General features: G+C 64.2%; 14 protein-coding genes. 3 read left to right on the top strand and 11 right to left on the bottom strand.

The window, feature by feature from the left end:
• The first annotated feature begins 78 nt into the window (after nt 1-78).
• Nucleotides 79-456 (top strand): hypothetical protein, encoded by a 378-nt coding sequence (locus FZF13_RS19610; protein WP_024924593.1) that lies wholly within the window; start codon nt 79-81, stop codon nt 454-456.
• Nucleotides 457-537: 81 nt separating this feature from the next.
• Nucleotides 538-774 (top strand): hypothetical protein, encoded by a 237-nt coding sequence (locus FZF13_RS19615; RefSeq protein WP_024924594.1) that lies wholly within the window; start codon nt 538-540, stop codon nt 772-774.
• A 48-nt stretch (nt 775-822) separates the two neighbouring features.
• On the opposite strand, the gene FZF13_RS19620 is transcribed toward FZF13_RS19615, so the two are convergent.
• From FZF13_RS19620 to FZF13_RS19660, 9 genes are all read right to left on the bottom strand, one after another.
• Nucleotides 823-2,217, bottom strand: a complete 1,395-nt coding sequence (locus FZF13_RS19620) for a glutamine synthetase family protein (RefSeq protein ID WP_024924595.1) — start codon at nt 2,215-2,217, stop codon at nt 823-825.
• 35 nt (nt 2,218-2,252) lie between these two features.
• A complete protein-coding gene (locus FZF13_RS19625; protein WP_244431117.1) occupies nt 2,253-3,344 on the bottom strand; it encodes a branched-chain amino acid ABC transporter permease in 1,092 nt (363 codons plus the stop codon).
• Nucleotide 3,345: 1 nt separating this feature from the next.
• Nucleotides 3,346-4,245, bottom strand: coding sequence for a branched-chain amino acid ABC transporter permease (locus FZF13_RS19630; protein ID WP_024924597.1), 900 nt, complete (start codon nt 4,243-4,245; stop codon nt 3,346-3,348).
• Between the two features lie 7 nt (nt 4,246-4,252).
• Nucleotides 4,253-4,957, bottom strand: coding sequence for an ABC transporter ATP-binding protein (locus tag FZF13_RS19635; RefSeq protein ID WP_024924598.1), 705 nt, complete (start codon nt 4,955-4,957; stop codon nt 4,253-4,255).
• Nucleotides 4,958-5,010: 53 nt separating this feature from the next.
• Nucleotides 5,011-6,165 carry an ABC transporter substrate-binding protein gene (locus tag FZF13_RS19640; protein ID WP_024924599.1) on the bottom strand — a complete coding sequence of 385 codons (1,155 nt, stop codon included), beginning with the start codon at nt 6,163-6,165 and terminating at the stop codon, nt 5,011-5,013.
• A gap of 44 nt (nt 6,166-6,209) precedes the next feature.
• Entirely contained in the window at nt 6,210-6,935 is a 726-nt protein-coding gene (locus FZF13_RS19645) for an ABC transporter ATP-binding protein (RefSeq protein WP_024924600.1), read from the bottom strand.
• A 176-nt stretch (nt 6,936-7,111) separates the two neighbouring features.
• Complete coding sequence (locus FZF13_RS19650; RefSeq protein ID WP_244431116.1) at nt 7,112-7,684, bottom strand: helix-turn-helix domain-containing protein; 573 nt, start codon at nt 7,682-7,684, stop codon at nt 7,112-7,114.
• An 83-nt stretch (nt 7,685-7,767) separates the two neighbouring features.
• The gene (locus FZF13_RS19655; RefSeq protein ID WP_161773042.1) at nt 7,768-8,577 is read right to left on the bottom strand and encodes an N-formylglutamate amidohydrolase; all 810 of its coding nucleotides are present in this window, start codon (nt 8,575-8,577) and stop codon (nt 7,768-7,770) included.
• A complete protein-coding gene (locus FZF13_RS19660) occupies nt 8,555-9,964 on the bottom strand; it encodes an aldehyde dehydrogenase family protein (RefSeq protein WP_024924603.1) in 1,410 nt (469 codons plus the stop codon). The genes FZF13_RS19655 and FZF13_RS19660 overlap by 23 nt, the downstream gene beginning before the upstream one ends.
• Before the next feature lie 155 nt (nt 9,965-10,119).
• Between FZF13_RS19660 and FZF13_RS19665 the strand changes: the two genes are divergently transcribed.
• The gene (locus FZF13_RS19665) at nt 10,120-10,878 is read left to right on the top strand and encodes an SDR family NAD(P)-dependent oxidoreductase (protein WP_024924604.1); all 759 of its coding nucleotides are present in this window, start codon (nt 10,120-10,122) and stop codon (nt 10,876-10,878) included.
• 112 nt (nt 10,879-10,990) lie between these two features.
• On the opposite strand, the gene FZF13_RS19670 is transcribed toward FZF13_RS19665, so the two are convergent.
• Nucleotides 10,991-17,662, bottom strand: coding sequence for an autotransporter outer membrane beta-barrel domain-containing protein (locus FZF13_RS19670; protein WP_244434273.1), 6,672 nt, complete (start codon nt 17,660-17,662; stop codon nt 10,991-10,993).
• A gap of 411 nt (nt 17,663-18,073) precedes the next feature.
• The gene (locus FZF13_RS19675; RefSeq protein WP_024924606.1) at nt 18,074-19,141 is read right to left on the bottom strand and encodes a porin; all 1,068 of its coding nucleotides are present in this window, start codon (nt 19,139-19,141) and stop codon (nt 18,074-18,076) included.
• Nucleotides 19,142-19,414: the final 273 nt, after the last annotated feature.

Consider the following 19,414-nt stretch of genomic DNA (forward strand, 5'->3'; position numbering starts at 1 on the left):
GCACTATTTCGGGCGGCGCTCTCTTGTCGGAGCCATGCGTGCTTGCACCGGCCGGCTGCCTGGCCTACCGATGATCCCATGTTGACAAGGCCGGACAGCGCGAGCGGTTTTGCCGTCCATTTCGGACGGCTGCTTTGCCTGTTGCTGGCGCTGCTGCTCCTGGAGCGCCCGGCGCCTGCTCGCTTCGACATCGGCGTTGGCGAGGCTCAACTATCGGCGCCCAGTGCCGATCTGAAGGCCGTCATTGCCGGCAAGGCCGATGCGCCGGCCTGGACCGGCGCGCGCGCCTCACGCCCGCATGGGCTGGCCCCGCAATCCTTCGATGCCGTCGTGCCCGACGCGCCGGTGTTGCTGCTGCCGGCACCCTATAGCTCGACCATTGCCGAAATTTCAGCACCGGGTGCCGCGCAAAGTTCGACGCATGCCCGCATCAGGGCGCCGCCGCGGGCCGCCTGAGCGGCCGCCAAGGCCTTTTGTCCTCAACCCTGATCCTTGTTCGCGCTGCCGGTATCGGCAGCGCCTTTTGGGCATTTTCCGATGCAATCCAAGTTGACTGCCTATACGCTCTTCGGCGTGGCTGCCGCCGCGCTGTTCCTGTCCACCAAGCTGCTCATCGTGCTGGGCACCATCCACTGGCTGGTGTCGGCGATCCTCGGCCTCGGGCTAACACCGCAACTGGTGCTCGCCGCCATCATGGCGCCGCCGGCGCTGATCGCGCTGTGGCGGATATTCAGGCTCTGCTACGAAGCCGAGACGCATCCCGCGAACAACTGATCGCGGGTTCGCCGCCCCGCTTCGGCGGGGCAGTTCCTTCATCGCGCGTCAATTGACGAAATAGCGCTGCCACTCGAAATCGGTGATGTGCGAGGCCTGCCAGGCCTCGAAGGCGGCCTGTTCGGCGCGGCGGCTTTCCACGTAATTGTCGCGGAAGGCCTCGCCAAAGGCTTCGGCGCAGAAGTCCGAGTTGGCGAAGGCGTCGATCGAGGCGTTCAGCGTGCGCGGCAGCTTCGGCTTGTCCAGCTTGGCCAGGTCGCCGCTTACCGGCGCTTCCAGCGGCAGGTCTTTTTCAATGCCTTCGCAGCCGGCCGCCAGGATAGCGGCAACCGACAGATACGGGTTGATGTCGGCGCCGGGCGCGCGATGCTCGAAGCGGCATGCCCCGTCATTGGGCGTGGTGATGGCCCGGATCGGCGCGGTGCGGTTCTCAAAGCCCCAGGCGACGTCCTCCGGTGACCAGGCGCCGCGATCGAAGCGGCGGTAGGAATTGACGGTCGGCCGAAACAGCAGGTGTGTTTCCTGCATGCGGTTCAGCACGCCGGCCAGGAATTTCTCGGCGACCGGCGTCAGCCGGTTGGGGCCGGCGGCGAAGGCCGGCTGGCCGTCTTTCCACAGGCTGACATGATGGTGGGCGCCGCAGGCGCTTTCCTTGCCGGGCGGCTGGAAGCGGGTCATGAAGGTGGCGACCAGCCCGCGTTCGGCGCAAAGCTCGCGCAGATGCAGCTTGGCGCGCATGGCGTCGTCCGCCGCCTGCAGCGCCGTCTTCGGCGTCAGCGCATATTCATACATGCCAAAGCCGTATTCGGTGACCAGCGAGGCGATGCCGATGCCGATGCTTTTCATGCGGCGGATCAGCTCGGCGGCGAAATCCTGATATTCGCCGCTGCGCACCAGGTCGTAATTGGTCAGCGAGTGGCCCCATGGCTTCAATTCGCGATAGCGGCCGGCGCGCATCAGGTCGTGGTCGGCGTGGAAGATACCGAATTCGTATTCCAGCGCGAAACGCGGTTCGTAGCCGAGCGCGGCGGCGCGCTGTTCGACGCGGGCCAGAACGCCGCGCGGGTCATAAGGGCAGGGCGCCCCGTCCAGCATGTAGGAAAAGGTGATCGCCGAGGCGTATTCTGGTTTCCAGCCGTGCTGCACCACGGTTGCCGGGTCGATGATGCCCTTGATGTTGGGAAAGCCGTTTTCCTCGTTCGCCGTCGGCGAGGCGAAGGCGACGTCGCCCATGGGCTGGCCGTCGCCATGGGCGACGCAATAAAGGATGGCGTTGATCGCCTCGCCATAGGGCGACAGCTTCAAGGGGGTGATCTTCGAGCGGAACGCGCCCGAGGTGTCGACCGTATGCACCTGGATGAACTCGACGCCGTCCAATGCCAGCTTGCGCTGCAACGCCTCGAGTTTCGGCCCGTAGTCGGCAACCTTGTCCTGAAACTCCACCGTATATCCTCCACCCTGAAAAATGTCGGCGCCGCCTAGCGGGGATTGCGCCTGAAAAGCCTGTAGAGCTGCTCGTCGAGCTCAAGCCGCCCGCTGATGCCGCCGGGGCGGAACGCCATGCAAAGCACGATGACCACACCCAGTGCCACGCCGGACAGGCCGAGCAGCTGCGGCAGCTGGACACCGGCGATGGTGACGCCGGATTCGATGCTGCGGATGAATTCGAGGCCGATCGAAAGCACGATGACGCCGGTCACCGCGCCCGTCACCGTCGCCATGCCGCCCAGGATCAGCATGGCCAGCGTCATGAAGATCTGCTGGAAGTAGAACAGTTTCGGGCTGATCGTGCCGGCGAAATAGGCGAACAGCACGCCGGCAAGCCCGCAGATCAGCGCCGAAAGAACCCATGCGCCGAGGCGCAGGCGCCTGGCATCGACACCGAAGGCGGCGGCCGCCTGCGGGCTCTGGGCGCTGGCCCTCAGCTGCAGGCCCCAGCGGCTGTCCTTGAAAAGGCGGGCGATGACGATGACGACCACCGATGCCACCAGCATCGCCGGCAGGTCGACCACTTTCGGAATGCCGAAAAACGCCTGGTTACCCTTGAACAAGTCGGTCCAGTTCAAAAACACCGAATGCACGATGATCAGTAGCGCCAGGCTGACGATGGTGGCGGCGACGCCGGAAAGCCGGCTGATGATCTTGCCGCTGATTGCCGCAAGAATGCCGACGGCCAGCAAGGCCAGCACGGCGGCAAGCAGCGGGTTGAGTTCGACGAGGGCCAGTCCGAACGGCGCGTTGGGGATCGACAATTTCTTCATCGCCAGCGGCGTCGACAGGATGGCGACGCCATAGGCCCCGATGCCGACAAAGGCGCTGTGGCCGAGATTGGCGATGTTGCTGTTGCCCATGAAGACCTGCAGACCGACGACGACGATCAGGTTGACGAAGGCGGCCAGCGCCAGATGGGTGTAGTAGGCCGGCGCCAGGCCAAGCACGGCAAGACCGATCACCACGACCGGCAGGGCGGTGACGAGACCGCCGGCCAGCGAGCGGCGCAACATGGCGTGGCCGGATTGCGTGGTTTCGCCCGACGGACGCGAAAGCATGGTCTCTGCGCTCTGGGTCACCTCAGATCTCCTTGTCGCCCAGCTCGATGCGCTGGCCGAGCAGGCCTTCCGGCCGGTAGACAAGCAGGGCGACGATGATCACGTAGGTCAGCGCGTCCTTGAAGCCCCCATATTCCTGCGGCAGCGCCACCAGCAGGCCGACCTCGATGAAGCCGAGCAACATGCCGCCGGCGGCAGCACCCGCCAGTGAGCCGAAGCCGCCGATGACACAGGCGACGAAGGCCTTCAGCACCAGGCCAAAGCCGAGATCGGGCGAGACCGAACCGCGGCGCGCCAGGATGAACACGGCGGCGATGCCAGCCAGCGCGCCGGAGATGGCGAAGGCGGTGGCGATCACCCGGTTGGCGCGAATGCCCATCAGCCGCACCGTGGCGAAGTCGCGAGAGGCGGCGCGGATGGCCAGCCCGAGCGTCGAGCGGTTGAGAAAAAGCACCAGCGCCAGGATGGTGAGGCCGGAGACAACGAGTTCCAGCACCTGCAGCGACGACACCGCGAACGGGCCGAAGAACCACATCTGGTTGAGGCCGTTGAGGATCGAGACTGACTGCGGCTTTGGCGAGATCAGAAGCATGAACAGGTTCTGCACCACGATCGAAACGCCGAAAGCGGTGAGCAGGCCGGTTGTGGTCGGGGCGTAGCGCACCGGGCGGAAGGCGATACGTTCGAAGACGATTGCCGCCAGAGCCGCTGAGGCGACGGCGAGCAGCACGGCCACGAATGGCGAGGTCAGGCCAAGTGCGGCCGCCAGGAAGACGCTGTAGGCGGAGACGCCGATGATCTCGCCATGGGCGAAATTGACCAGGCCCATGATGGAGAAGACGACGGCGAGGCCGAGCGCCACCAGCGAATATTCCGCGCCGAAGGCCAGCGCGTTGAGCAATTGCTGCAAGACATAGTCCATGACGCGCCTATCCGCCGAGATAAAGGTTGAGGAGGCCGTGTTCGTCGGCGAGTTTCGCAGGCGGACCGTCATAACGCAGCGAACCGGAACTCACGACATAGACGCGGTCGGCGAAGCGAAGCGCCTGCGTGGCGTTCTGTTCCACCACCAGGAGCGTCAGCCCTTCGTTTTTCAGCTGGCCGATGAAGTCGAAGATCTGGGCGACGATGCGCGGCGCCAGCCCGAGCGACGGTTCGTCGAGCAAGAGCAGCTTCGGCCGCGACATCAGCGAGCGCGAGATGGCGAGCATCTGCTGTTCGCCGCCGGACAAGGTGCCGGCGGCCTGCGCGTAACGTTCGGCAAGAACGGGAAAGAGCGAGAGGAAACGCTCGGTGTCCTGGCGCACGCCTTTGGGGTCGCGCCGTGTCGCGGCGCCGAGCCGCAGGTTTTCGCCCACCGTCAGATTGGCGAAGATGTGCCTGCCTTCCGGCGTCGAGGTGAGGCCGGCGCGGATGCGGTCCTCGGTGCGCGCGCGTGTTATGTCCTTGCCGTCGAACACCATCCGGCCTGCCGTGGCGGCGACCAGCCCGGTCAGCGCATTGATGGTCGAGCTCTTGCCGGCGCCGTTCGGGCCGAGCAGGGCGACGAGTTCGCCCCGCCCGATGGTCAACGAAAGCTCGCGCACGGCCGCGACCGCGCCGTACCGGACGGAGAGGTTCTCGACCGTCAGCACGGCGTGGTCCAGGCTTGTGGTGCGGCGCGGCTCTGCATGGCGATGGCTGTCCGTTACTTCAGGGCCGGAACGTAGGTTGGCGGCGTATCGGTAATCAGCACGCGCTTGCCATTGGCGAAGCCCATGACCGGCACCGCTTTGACCGGATAACCCTTCTTTTCGGCGAACGAGATGGTCGGCGCGGTGGTGCCGGCATAACCGCCGGGCGCGCGAATCGCCTCGCGCAGCGCCGCCGGCTCGGTCGTGCCCGCCTTCTTCGCGGCCTCGTAGCTCACCTGCACCATGTCGGCGCCGAGCGCGTCGAAGATGCCGTTGACCTTGTAGCCGTCGGCCTTGCACTGGGCGAGGAAGTGATCGATCGGGCCGTCGATGCCGGTGGCGCCATGGGTAGTGAACATCACCTTGTCGAGCGCCGCGGCATTGCCCACCGTGCCTTCCAGCGACTTGTCGTCGAAGGCATCGCAACCGGTCACCCAGCCATCATAGCCATTGGCGCGCAGTTGCCGGATCAGGATGCCGACATCCGGCAGCACGGCGCAGATGTGGATGGCGTCCGGCTTCTGCGGCAGCGCCTTGATCGAGGCGATCTGCGGTGACCAGTCGGTGGTGCCCCAGGAATAATTGAGCTTGGACACGACCTTGCCGCCGCTGTGTTCGAACACCTCGCCGAACCATTCCGGCAGTTTTTCGGAATAGGAACCGGCATCGGGTGAAACCAGCAGCGCCACGGTCCGCGCGCCCTTGCCATAGAGGGCATTGGCGGTCGCGGCGGCGTTGATCGGGTCCGGCACCGCGCCGGCGATGAAGTTGTCGAGCCCGGCTTGCTGCATCTCCAGCTGCGTGTTGGGTGCGGAGAAGACGGTCGCGCCATAGGGCGCCGCGATCTGGGCTGTCGGGATCAGCGCGTCGGGGAAGGGAACGCCGGTGATCACCTGCGCGCCGGCATCGAGGAATTTCTGGCCGAGCGAGACCGAGAGCTGCGGATCGGAACGGTTGTCCTCGATCATCAGCTCGATCTTGGGATCGCCGGGGCTTGCCGCCTTGTTCAATTTGTCGGCCATGCAGCGCGCGCCTTCGGCCTCGCTGTAAGGTGCGTAGGTGCCGGTCATGGCGACCGCCAGCCCGATCTTCAGCTCGGCAGCGCCCGCATGTGCCGCCTGGAACAGGCCCGCTGTCAGAACGGCGGCTCCCAAAGTCAATTTGTCCATTTCCGAACCCTCCCTTGTTCTTGTTATCCTGGATGTCTGGATCGTCACGACGGCTGCGATTGCCCGACATAGACCTCGATGACACGCGGATCGCGCCAGACCTCGACGGTGTCGCCAGATGCGATGACCTGGCCCTGGTCCATGACGCAGAGCCGGTCGCAGAGCCGGTTGATGAAGCGCAGGTCGTGGTCGATGACGATGATGGCGCAGCCGAAATCGCGGCGAATGGCTTCGATCGCCTCGGCCAGCGTTTCCGACTCGCTCTCGTTGAGGCCGGCGGCCGGCTCGTCGAGAAGCAAAAGCGAAGGTCCAAGCGCCAGCGCGCGTGCAATCTCCAGGCGGCGCTGGTTGCCGTAGGAGAGCGTGCCGGCGGGGGCGTCGGCCGCACTGCCGAGCTCATACTGTTCAAGCAACGCATCGATATCGATGCGACCGGCGGCGTCAGGGCGCACGTCACGGCAGGTGATGTGCGCAACCTCGACGTTCTGGCGGACAGTCAGTTCCTTGAACAGGCGGATGTTCTGGAAGGTGCGGGCGATGCCGGCGCGGGCGCAATGTTCGGGACCGCGCCCGGTCAGCTCCTGGTCCGCCAGCCGGATGCTGCCCGCGTCGGGCTTGAGCACGCCTGAAATGGCATTGACGAGCGTGGATTTGCCGGCGCCGTTGGGGCCGATTAGGCCGAGGATTTCGCCGGAAGCGCAGGACAGCGAAGCCTGGCGCAACGCCTGTACTCCGCCAAATGTCTTGCTGACTGCCTCCACCGACAACATCGGTTTCGCCTCCCATTCCGGCCGTGGGCTGTTTGCTCCCTTCGGCAGGTGATCAGGATGCTAGACTCGCAACTTTTCCATAACAAGCATTTTTTTCCATTTTAGAAAAAGTATTTGTGCCGGTTCAGGAAAATCGGTGACGACGGCTCGTGCCGGCAAGGCCGCCGGCGCATCGGTTAGCCGGCCGAGGCGAGTGGAACGCTGTCGCGGGGAACCGTGTTCGACATCAGCATGATCGCCGGCTCGTCGCCGACCGAAACATAGGCGTGTTGCATCTCGCCATCGAACAGGATGCTGTCGCCCGGCTGCAGTACGACCGGGTCGTAGTGAATGGTGTGCAACTCCAGGCTGCCGCTCAGCACATGGATGAATTCTTCGCCCGAATGGCTACGCCAACCGCCATTTTCCTCGAACGATTTCGCCAGCAGCGTGACACGCCAGAAGATATTGGTTTTGTCGCGAAAGTCGCTGCACAACACCTCGAACACCATGGCGTTGCCCTCGTGCAGCACGCCACTGCCGGCACGGGTGATCGAGCGCCTGGCCTGCATGCCGGGTTTCGGGCTGAACAGGAACGATGCCACCGGTACGTGCAGCACGCCAGCGATGGTGAGCGCGACATCGACGGTCAGCCGCGCCTTGCCGTTTTCCAGCTTGGACAATTGCGAGACCGAGAGGCCGGAGCGCTCGCTGAGTTCGCGCAGCGTGATGTTGTGCTGCTTGCGCGCGTCCCGGATCTTGGATCCCACATTGCCCTGCATGGTCCGCGCCCTTGGCTGTCGTGTTTCCATTTCGACAAGCTGTAGCGAGGCCGCTTCCGGGCGTCCAGCGCTTAGACGGCTATCGCGGGGTCCGGCCATAGCGTTTTCGCAATCTCGCAAAGACTGTCGCCGAGCACGCCCACCACCTGTTCGAGACGGTCGGGCCTGACGAGCAGGTCGTTGCGCACTTCGAGATAAAGGCAAGGCCGCTGCTGTTGCAGGCCGTGCCGGTTCAACGTGTAGCCGATCGCCTGGCGCCAATCGTAGGGTTCGTTGTCGCCCATCGTGAGGCCGGCGGCCTTGCTCTTCTCGCGAACCGTTTCCAGCATGGCCGAGACGAAGGGCGACGGCTCGCGCCACAGAATACCGATATCGACATCCCTCCGAACGCCGCCCATCACCGGCGTGAAGGAATGGATCGAGACGAGGGCCCTGCGGTCGACGGCGCCGTCGGCGATCGCCTGTTCCAGCGGCTCCCAGCCGACCTGCCGGCGTAGGTCACGATCTTCCTCGCTTACATCGAGGTTGCCCGGAACCGGGATGCCGCCGAGGTCTGGGCGCATGTGATCCCATTCGTCGACGGGTCGATTGTAGTCGAGGAAAAGCCGTGAATAGCGCGCGATCACCGCCGGCGCCACGAGGCGCTGCGATAGTCGCCGGGTCAATGCGTCGATGCCGATATCGACCGCGAAATGGGTTTCGAGAAAGGGCGCGGTGAGACCAAGGTCGCGCCACGGCGCCGGTACCTTGTTGCCGGCATGCTCGGCGATCAGCAAATAAGGGCTCGCCGCCTGCGGCAGCAGGCAGTCGACGGCTGCTGCCGCCAGCGCTGCTGCCTCGTGTCTTTCCAGGCGCATATCAGGCGATGACGGAGCGGACATGATAGGACTTCGCTGCCGTCGACTCGATAAGGCCAGCGCCGCCATTGGTGCGGCCCATGCCGGAGTTCTTGATACCGCCCCAGGGCAGATAGAGATCGGCGTGGTCGCAGCGGTTGAGGTAGACCGTGCCTGCCTCGACCTGGTCTAGCAGCGCCGTGCCGTGGTCGATGTCCTGCGTCCAGATCGAGGCGCTGAGGCCGTATTCGCTGTCGTTCATCAGGGCGATGGCCTGTTCGTCGCCATCCACGGCCTGCACGCAGGCGATCGGACCGAACAGTTCGTCGCGCATGATCTGCATGTGATGGTCGACGCCGACGAGCACTTCCGGCGCGACATAGGCGGCGCCGAGCAAGGCGGCCTTTTGCGCACCGGTTTCCGGCATCAGGCGCCGCGCGCCGGCGCGAACGGCCTGTTCGGCCATGCCGCGGATGGTCTCGGCAGCGGTCGCGCGCACCACCGGTCCCACCATCGGCTTGTCCTCGATCGGGTGGCCGATCGTCCATTTCGCAGTCTCCGCCACCAGCGCGTCGACAAAGCGGTCGTGGACGGCGCGGTCGACATAGATGCGCTCGACCGAACAGCAGGACTGGCCCGCATTGGAGTAGGTGCCTTCGGCGATCTGCGCCACCGTGGCCTCAAGATCGGCATCGGCGCGCACATAGGTCGGGTCCTTGCCGCCGAGTTCGAGATGCACCTGGGTGAACGTCCCGGCGGCGGCGGCGTGCACGCGCCTTCCGCCATTGACCGAGCCGATGAAATTGACCGCGTTGAAGGCGCCGGAAGCGATCAGCCGTTCGGCGTCGGCATGGTCTAGATGCAGGCTCTGGAACACGCCGTCGGGCCCGCCGGCGGCGCGGAAAGCTTCTTCAGCCACTTCGGCGATCAGCGGGGTCTGCGGCGAATGCTTGAAGATCACTACATTGCCGGCGGCGAGCGGCGCCGTCACCAGATAGCCGAGCATCGCCGTCGGATAGTTCCAGGCGCAGATCGAAAGATGAAGCCCGCCGGGGGCCGGGCGCACATAGCGGCGGATGGTGTCGTCGGAAGGGTAGGGTCGCTCGGCCAGCGTCTCGCCGGCGATGTCGGCCAGAAGTTGGCCGACCAGTGCCAGACGCGGCGTTTCGTCGGCCTGCCAGAGCGGGCGGCCGATCTGCCAGGCCACCATTTTGGCAAGCTCGGCGGAACGCGCCTTCATCTCCTCGCCGAACCTGAGCAGGATCGCCAGCCGCTCCGCCAGCGGCGTCCGTTGCCAGGGTTTTAGTGCCGCGCGCGCCTTGGCGAGCGTCGCCTCGATGGCGGCGCCGTCGGCATAGCTGCGCCGAGCATAGATGGAGCCGTCGACGGGAGATGTAACGGAAAAAGCCCGGATGTCGGTGCGCAGGTTCATGGTCTTGATATCCGCCGGATGGGAGGGTTCATGTCCGGTACGATATCGCTATTTTCCATTTTGGCAAATTTTTTCTATTCCGGCTTGATGGATTCAACACGCGCTCCTATTGTCCGCTTAACGGCGCACGGCCGACAGCAGAGGAGGGGGTATTAATGATCGAGTTCGATTTCACCGGTAGGCATGCGGTCGTTGCCGGTGCCGGCGGCGGCATGGGCGAGGCGATCGCGCTGGCGCTGCTTGAATCCGGTGCTGCGGTCACCGCCATCGACGTCAAGGAGCGCCCGGCGTCGCTGTCGGGCCATGGCGATCGATTGACCTATGCGCAGGGCAACCTCACAGACGAGGCCTTTGTCCGCGACGCGATCGGTTCGGCCGGAAAGGCGCGTGGCGGCGTCGACTATCTCGCCAATGTCGCCGGCGTGTTGTGGTTCGGCCGCGACAGGTCGGTGCTGGACATGGACCTCGACGTATGGGACCAGGTCTTCGACATCAACCTCAAATCCTTTGCCCACACCGCGCGGGCGGCAGTGCCGCTGATGCGCTCGACAGGCCGCGGCGGCGCGATGGTGCATTTCTCGACCATCCAGTGGTATCGCGGCGACCCGGCTCCCCAGGATGCCTACCAGGCCTCGAAGGCCGGCGTCTGCGCGCTGTCGAAGTCGCTGGCCATGCAACTGGCGGCCGAGCGCATCCGCTCCAACGCCATCTGCCCCGGCATGGCGCTGACGCCGCTGCAGGCGCGCTGGGACACCGAGGAAAAACGCCAGGCCGTCGCCAACTACGCGCCGCTCGGCCGCATCGGCACGCCGCAGGACATGGCCAGCGCGGCGCTGTTTCTGTTGTCGGACGCTGCAAGCTACATCACCGGTATCGAACTCGCCGTCGACGGCGGTTTGCTGATGCGGATGTGAGGGGTAAGAAGGCTAGGTAACCGCCGAAGACCCAGGCCCAGCCATGTCGCGAGCCGGTCCGACCAAATAGCGCGAACGATATCGGCCGGACTTTGCAGTCCGGCCGTTCGCATTACCACTTCACCCTGAACCCAAGCGAGCCCTTGATCGTGTTGCTGTCGCCGAAATGGGCGAGGCTGGTCGCGACGGAACCTTCGCCATAGATCGAATATTTGTCGTCGTTCCAGTTGTAAGAGCCGCCGAGGCCGATTTCGCCCCACAATCTGTCGGAGCGGTTCGAAAAATCGACGCTGGCGACGTCGACGCGGGTGCCCTGCAGGAATTCATAATGCAGATTGGTGAGGCCGTAGACATGGCTGCGGGTGAGTGTGCCGTTCTCCGCGGTCCATGAGTTTTCGCGATCGAGCGAAAGGCCCAGCCGGCCGCGCAGGCTGTCTCCGTCCTGAAGCGACACGCCGGCCCCGAACGGGTCGACGAAGCTGTCGAAGTTGACACGCGAATAGATCAGCTGTGCCTGCGGGGTCAGCGTCAGGCCTTCGCCGACCTGGAAGCGTTTTCCGGTCTCCAGCGACAAGGCGTAACCAAAACCGTCATTGCCGGAAGTCAGCGACCGGGCGGCGGTGAACGAAGCGAGATCGCTGTTGTACCAGGTCACTTGCGCCTGGCCGTCGACATAGAACCCGTCATTGCCGTACCAGGTCAACGTGCCGCCAAAGCCGTAGCCGTCGGTGGAGATGCTGCCATCGCCGCTGGGGGCGGTGACGTCGGTCTTGCCGTGGACATAATGCAGCGTGATGCCGCCGAGCAGTCGGCCCGCCTCGTTTTCCGCCACAAGCAAATCCAGACCGGCCTGCAGGCGGAAGATGTTCTGGTCGTAGCTGGCATTGCTGGTCGAGACCGCCGGATCGATGCTCGCATGCGAGCCTTCGCTGCGTCCCCAGAAGGCACGGTTCTCGGTATAGGTCGGATTGACGCCGTCCGGCGCCGGGTTCTGTGCCGGCGCGTCCGCGCCCTGCGCCACGACATTGGCGCCGGCATCGCTCCAGTAGCGGTTGCCGACGCGCTGCTGGAGGGTCGGCAGGCCGTTCATGGCCAGCAGATGTTGCGGATAGACCTCGTAGACCGGAACGCCCGGATTGTACTGGGGTTCAGGCTCAGGATCCGGACCCGGCGGGATGGGTGGGAAGGGTGGCGTCGGCTTCAGCTGCGAACGCAGATACCAGTCGCCGTCCGCCGGCGTCGACGACCCGCCCTGGAACAGGCGATAGGCATAGGCGCCGGCAACGATCGACGGGCTGCCATTGAAGGTGAAATCCCCGACCAGCGAGAACTTGCCGCTCGAAGCGCCGTCGATCTGAACAAGCTTGATGCCTTGCGCCGTCGGCGCGCCGAGACCACCCGCATTGATCACCTTCAACAGGCTGGAGCCGGTGCTGTCGCCATTGATCACCAGTTTGTCGGTTGGCGAATTGTCGCCGCCAAGCTGGGTGGCAAGCTGGACCGTGCCGCCATTGCCGAGATAGTTCCCGGCGACGGTGAGCGTCGTCCCGGTCTTGGTGCCGCCGAGATCGACCGTACCGGCATTGGCGAGCGAGGCCAGTGTCTGGTCGAGATCCTGCAACGCCAGGGTGCCGCCGGAAAGAACGGAGAAGGCGGAGGCCGCGCTGAAGATGTTGGCGGCGCCCGGGGCCAGCGTGCCGGCGGCGACCGTGGTCGGCCCGGTATAGGTGGAGACACCGGTCAGCGTCGTCACGCCGGAGCCGATCTGGCTTACGCCGCCCGATCCGGAAATGCCGTTGCCGAAGGAGAACGCGTCGGAGCGGTTGAAGGCGAGCGTGCCGTTGTTGGTGACATTGCCGGTGATGGAGCCGGAAGTGCCGCCATTGCCGAGCTGCAGCGTGCCGGCCGAAATCGTCGTGCCGCCGGCATAGGTGTTGGTTCCGGTGAGCACCGTGGTGCCGGTGCCGTTCTGCTGCGCCGCTCCAGTGCCGGAGATGACGCCGGCATAGGTAAACGTATCCGAACGGTTGAAGGCGAGCGTGGCGTTGTTGGTGACATTGCCGACGATCGAGCCGGAAGTGCCGCCATTGCCGAGCTGCAGCGTGCCGGCCGAGACCGTCGTGCCGCCGCTATAGGTGTTGGCGCCGGTCAGCGTCAGCGTGCCGGTTCCCGTCTTGGTGAGCGCACCGGCACCGGTGATGCCCTGGCCGACGGTTGACTGGAAGGCCTGCGTGTCGATGGTGCCGCCGGGCGCATTGAGAGTGATGGCACGTGGGGCTCCGATGTCGAAGCTGGCGCCGAGGCGCAGTGTGCCGCCAGTGAAGGTGAGCCCACCCGTCGTCGCGCCAAGATTGCCGTCGTTCGACACCTGCAGCACACCGCCATTGATGGCAGTGCCGCCGCTGTAGGTGTTGGCACCGTTGAGGATAAGCGTGCCGAGATCGGTCTTGACGAGCTGGGTTGCGCCATCGAGCACGGAATCGATTGTGGCGGTGTAACCAGCGCCGGCTGCGGTGCCGTCGCCAACCCTGATGGTGGAGGACGGTGAGCCAACAAGCGTCAACACACCGCCCTGGATGACATAGCCGCCGCTGGCGAACTGCATGCCGGTGGCGCGTACCGCGCCATTGCCGTTGTCGACCGCCACGGTACCTGGCGTTGCCATGAAAACGGCGAAACCGCTGTCCTGCCACGGAGCGTTGAGCGCGCCGCTCTGTTCCGTCCAATTGTCCTGTACACCCGCATTCTGCCAGGTGCCGTTGCCGCCATTGACCGCGCCGTTGTTCTTGGGGCCGGCATCGCCATCCCAGAAGGTCAGTTGGAGGCCGGCGGTGTTGACAAGGTTGACCTGTTGAGCAACCGAAGTCTGCACGAAGAAGGTGTTCGGCGGCGTGCCGGGCGGCAGGCTGGCGATGTCCAGCCCATGGTTGGTCAGCGCACCGTTATAGCTGATGACGCGATAGATGCCGGGATCGAAGGAGCCGCCGGGCGTCAGGTCGACGTTCAGCTTGCCGTCGAGCGTCAAATTGCCGCCGACCGTGGTGAGGTCGTTGAGCGGGCCGCCAACGACATTGGCCTGGCCAAAATTGTAATTGAGGTTGGAGGCCTGGTTGAGGTTGAGCGAACCCTTGATGTTCAAGGTGCCGGGGGTGGTACCGACATTGCCAGGCGCGAGCGTGCCGCCATCGAGCACTGTCACGTCGCCGCCGATGATGCCGGTACCGCCGATGGTGGCGCCCGTGTTGACTGTCGTTGCGCCCGTGGCGGCGGTCTGGTCGCCATTGACGATCAGCGTGCCGGCCGCCACCGTTGTTGTTCCGGTATAGCTGTTGGTTCCGGTGAGCGTGGTGACGCCCGAGCCGATCTGCTGGATCGCGCCCGCGCCCGAAATCACACCGCCGAAGGTGAAGGCGCTGGAGCGGTTGAAGGCGAGCGTGCCATTGTTGGTGACATCGCCGATAATGGAACCGGAGGTGCCGCCATTGCCGAGCTGCAGCGTGCCGGCCGAAATCGTCGTGCCGCCACTGTAGTTGCTGTCGCTGAGGAGCACGGTGGTGCCGGTGCCGTTCTGCTGGACGGCGCCGGTGCCGGAGATGACGCCGGGGAACGTCATCGTATCCGAGCGGTTGAAGGCGAGGGTGCCGTTGTTGGTGACATCGCCGAAAATGAAGCCGGAGGTGCCGCCATTGCCGATCTGCAGTGTGCCGGCCGAGATCGTCGTGCCGCCGCTGTAATTGTTGGCGTTGGTCAGCGTCAGCGTGCCGGCTCCCGTCTTGGTGAGCGAGCCGGCGCCGGCGATCGCCTGGCTGACCGTTGACTGGAAGGTCTGCGTGTCGATGGTGCCGCCCGGCGCATTCAGCGTAATGGCGCGACCGGTGTTGGGGTCGAAGCTGGCGCCGAGGCGCAGCGTGCCGCCATTGAAAGTCAGTCCGCCGCTGGCCGCGCCGAGATTGCCGTCGTTCGACACCTGCAGCACGCCGCCATTGATGGCGGTGCCGCCTGTATAGGTGTTGGCGCCGTTGAGCACCAACGTGCCGAGATCGGTCTTGACCAGCTGGGTCGTCCCGGCGAGCACGGAATTGATGGTGGCCGTATAGCCTGCGCCGGCTGCAGTGCCGTCACCGACCCTGATGGTCGAGGATGGCGAGCCGACCAGGGTCAGCACGCCGCCCTGGATGACATAGCCGTCGCTGGCGAACTGCATGCCGGCGGCGCGCACAGCGCCATTGCCGTTGTCGACCGCCACCGTGCCGGGCGTTGCCATGAAGACGGCGAAGGCGCTGTCGTTCCAGGGGGCGTTGACCGTGCCCGGCTGATCCGTCCAGTTGTCCAGGCCGCCGGCATTCTGCCAGGTGCCGTTGCCGCCATTGACCGCGCCGTTGTTCTTCGGGCCGAGGGTGCCGTCCCAGAAATTGAGCTGCAGCCCCGCCGTATTGACGAGGTTGACCTGTTTGGCCACCGAGGTCTGCACGAAGAAGGTGTTCGGCGGCGTGCCCGGCGGCAGGCTGGCGATGTCCAGCGTGTTGTTGGTCAGCGCGCCGGTGTAGTTGATGATGCGATAGATGCCGGGATCGAAGGAGCCGCCGGGCGTCAGGTTGACGTTCAGCTTGCCGTCGAGCGTCAGGTCGCCGCCAACCGTGGTGAGATCGTTGAAGGGACCGCCGACGACATCGGCCTGGCCGAAATTGTAATTGAGGTTCGAGGTCTGGTTCAGTCCGAGCGAACCCTTGATCGTCAATGCCCCGGGCACCGTTCCGACATTGCCGGGTGCCAGCGTGGCACCGTTCGCCACAGTCACGCTGCCGCCAATGATGCCGGTGCCGCCGATGGTGGCGCCTGCATTGACCGTCGTCGCGCCCGTGGCGGCGGTCTGGTCGCCGTTGACGATCAGCGTGCCGGCGGCGACGGTGGTTATTCCAGCGTAGCTGTTGGTGCCGGTAAGCGTGGTGATGCCCGAACCGATCTGCTGGACCGTACCGCTGCCGGAAATGGTGTTGCCGAAGGTGAACGCATCGGACCGGTTGAAGGTCAGCGTGCCGTTGTTGGTGACATTGCCGGCGATGGAACCGGAAGCACCGCCATTGCCGAGCTGCAACGTGCCGGCCGAGATCGTCGTGCCGCCGCTGTAAGTGTTGGCGCCGGTCAGCGTCAGCGTGCCACTTCCCGCCTTGGTGAGCGCGCCGGCACCGGTGATCGGCTGGCTGACCGTCGACTGGAAGCCCTGCGTGTCAATGGTGCCGCCAGGCGCATTGAGGGTAATCGCCCGGCCGTTGTTCAGGTCGAAACTGCTGTTGAGCTGCAGCGTGCCGCCATTGAAGGTGACACCGCCGGACACAGCACCCAGATTGCCGTCGTTGGAAACCCGGACCACGCCGTCATTGATGACGGTACCGCCGGCATAGCTGTTGGCCCCGTTGAGGACAAGCGTGCCGGAACCGGCCTTGGTGAGGGAGCCGGAGCCGGTGATGCCCTGGTTCACGGTCGACTGGAAACCCTGCGTGTCGATGGTGCCGCCGGCCGAATTCAGCGTGACGGCACGGTTGTTCGCGAGATCGAAGCTGCTGTTCAGCTGCAGCGTGCCACCATTGAAGGTGAGCCCGCCGGAGGCGGCGCCCAGCGCATTGTCGGCGGCAGCCGCCACCGTCCCCTGGTTGATCGAAAGGCCGCCCAGAAAGGTGTTGCCGGCGGGTGCCGCGGGCGTCAGCGTCAAAACGCCGGCGCCCAGCTTCACCACTGAGCCCGCGCCGGTGATCTGGCCGGTATAGGTGCCGTTGTCGGTCTGGGTGAAACGTACCAGCCCGTCATTCTGGACATTGTTGACGTTGGCGGAGGCCGGCGTCTTTGTCGGCAGGCTTTGCGCCCGCGCCTCGAGGATGCCGGTCGGATTGACGACCAGGTTGCCGGTATAGCCGGCATTGTTTCCGGTCAGCGCCAACACGCCGTTCTTGACCGTTACGATGGTGAAGCCGCTCAGGCTGCCGGAGACCGTCCACTGGCCAAGCCCGTCCTTGGTCAGTGTGCTGAAATTGACGATGCTGCCGGGCAGCGTGTCGTTCGATCCCGCAGCACCCTGCAGGGTGAGATTGTTGACGCCGCCACCGCCATTGATGCCGCCGGACGCGGTCGACCCGGCCTCGAAGATGAGGTCGTCATTGCCGCCGCTGAAGGAGAGGTTGCCGAGGATCTTGGCGCCGGTGCGGTTGTAAAAGGTGATGCCGGAATTGCCGCTGCTGCCCATCACGGCACCGCCGCCGACCCTCTGGATCGTGCCGTAGTTGTCGACGACGTTCTTGGCGCCCGTGAAGCTGTCCTCGAACCAGATCGCAGCGCTGTTGGTGGCCTGGATCAGCCCGTAGTTGAGAATGGTGTTGCCGAAGCCGGTCGGGTTGATCGCTTCCGAATTGGTCGAGGTGCCGGAGGCGATGATGGAGCCGCCTGCGTTGATGGTGAGTGTGCTGTTGCTCCTGAACTCGACCGTGTTGTTGCCGGTGCCCGCCGTGCCGCCGCCATTGGGGGTGTTGGCGGTGTTGCTGACCGTCCCGTTGACGGTAATGTTGGCGTTGTCGCCGAGGCTGATGGCGTTGTTGTTGGTGGTGTTGACGGTCGCGCCGCTGTTGACCGTAATAGTGCGGTTGCTGTCGCTCTGACCGGTTCCGACGCGCGTCGTGTAGGGATTGGGGCTGGTCGTGTCGCAAGTGGTGACGCCGCCGGTGGTCGTGCAGTTCGCCAAGGCTTCAGTCGGGACGAGCAAAACGCCCGAAGACAGTCCCGCAATACCGCTCAAGAATGTTGTCGACCAGATGACCCGGTGCCGAACGCGCCTCATGGATGTTCCTTCAACCTGTGGTGAGTCCCTGCCAAGGAACTATTAGCCACGAGGTGAAAGGCAAGCAATGTTTAAATGTAGAAAAAGTATAGGTTATTTAAGTTTAGAAAACTCTATATTAGTGATAAATAACATTTTTATGTACTAATATTGATACTTAATATCGTTCGTCGCCGACATCTTCAGATTCAACCTTTTGGTGTATTTTGGCTGGCGAAGTTTGACATGCTGTCCGCAGATGCTCCGGACAACCCTCTATCGACCTTTATCTAAATCGACGCGTTTGCTTGCACCTCCCTTGCGGGTGGCGGCGACAGGAAAATGGCCCGCGGCTCTAGAGAGCTGCGGGCCGTAAATCATGTAGCGAACTTAGAAATCGCGCTCGAAGCGGAGGAAGCCGCCGACTGAACCCTTGCCGTTGGCGATGTAGCCAATCTTGCTGGTGTAGACGAGTTCAGGCGTCACATAGAAACCGGGTACCACCTCGCGCGAGACATTCGCCACGGCGACGAATTCCTTGCCGGCGTCATAGGCCAACTGCATGTTGAGGCTGGTCTTTTCATTGACCTTGGCCGTACCGCCGCCCCAAACCGCCCATGAGCCTTCCCAGTTGCCGTAGTAGTTCGGTACGTTCTTGTCGGACTTGTAGCCGGCCATCGCCCACAGCGTGACCATGTCGGTGACCTTGACGTCGACGCGCGCCTTGCCCGCCCACACCTCGTTGACGCTGTCATAGGCAGCGACGGCCATCGCGCGGCCCCAGCCTTGCGTGAGCGACACGCCGCCGACGACATGCGGCACGTAGTTGTCGATCGTGTAGCCGCCGGCACCCTGTTCGAGGGCGACGGTCGCGGCAAAGCCGTTGCCGCCCGTGTAGGTGTATGAGATCTGGTTGGTGCGGAACGGACCGTAGCCGAGCAGCCAGTCATTGATGACGTTGCCGGCATAGTCGGTCAATGTGGTGAAGACGGAATCGGTCATGCCCACCCGGAACCCGCCGAGCTGCATGTAGACGTGGTTGATGTAGAGGTTGTCGGCGACCGGCGAGCCGAACGTATTGTAGTTCCAGATCGAACCATTGGTGTCGCGGTCGAAATTGATCTGGGCATAGGCCCGGAGTTCGCCGAGTTCCGTCTGGCTGCGCGCGTCCGTCTTCAAGGCGAACCGAGCGCGCTTGTAGTAGGTGTCGCCGAGACCGTCGCCGTCGACATCCGAACCCAGATTTTTGCCGACGCCGATGTCGTAGCGAACATAACCGCTAAGGCGCAGACAGGTTTCCGTGCCGGGGATGTAGAAGAACCCGACGCCGTAAACGTCGCAGGTCTTCACAAACTCCGCCGGCTCGGGTTCGGCAATGACCGTCGGGTCGGCCGCATAGGCGCTGCCGATGCTTGCCGTCGACGCGGCAAGCGCGGCCAACATTAGAGATTTTCTCATTTCCCACCTTTTCAATTCGAGTTTGCCGGACCGGTTCTCGGTGCGGTCGAATTGATCTGCGGGCAGGGGATTTTCCGGCGGCGAACACGAAGTTTACATATCTGCAAGACTGGGCTTGGGTTTTGCCGTGGCGATGCAGGTGTTGCCGGCTCGCCACATAATTTGCCGGCTTCCGACGGTTCGTTTTCGCAGACGGGTTTGCGGGACGAAGAGGTTGATCACCTGTCGCCTGTCACGTTTGCGGATTTGTATATTCCATCTCAAACAGGCTCA

The sequence above is a fragment of the Mesorhizobium terrae genome (assembly GCF_008727715.1).
GTDB lineage: Bacteria > Pseudomonadota > Alphaproteobacteria > Rhizobiales > Rhizobiaceae > Mesorhizobium > Mesorhizobium terrae.